Source organism: Nosocomiicoccus sp. HMSC059G07, from assembly GCF_001815515.1.
Classification (GTDB): domain Bacteria; phylum Bacillota; class Bacilli; order Staphylococcales; family Salinicoccaceae; genus Nosocomiicoccus; species Nosocomiicoccus ampullae_A.
Map to the genome: position 1 here is coordinate 1 of NZ_KV820888.1, position 238 is coordinate 238.

Annotated in this window: 1 protein-coding gene; it reads left to right on the forward strand. The window is 44.5% G+C overall.

Translation table 11 applies throughout. The features are described 5' to 3' along the window. Nucleotides 1-238: ATP-binding cassette domain-containing protein (locus HMPREF3029_RS09025; protein ID WP_144265453.1), on the forward strand; the 238-nt coding region annotated here is incomplete at both ends.

Genomic DNA, 238 nt, shown 5'->3' on the forward strand with positions numbered 1-238 from the left:
ATAGCGAAATGACAGACTTACGACTCGGAGAAATTGGATTTATATTTCAAGAGTCTCACTTACTGCCGTACTTAAAAGTCCGCGAGCAACTCGAGTTTGTTGGACGTGAAGCGGGCATGGGTAAAAAAGAAGCAAAAGCACGTGCCGAAGAAATCCTTAAATTATTTGGGCTCGAGCACCGACTCGACCATTACCAAAAATCATTATCTGGTGGTGAACAACAACGCGTCGCGATTGC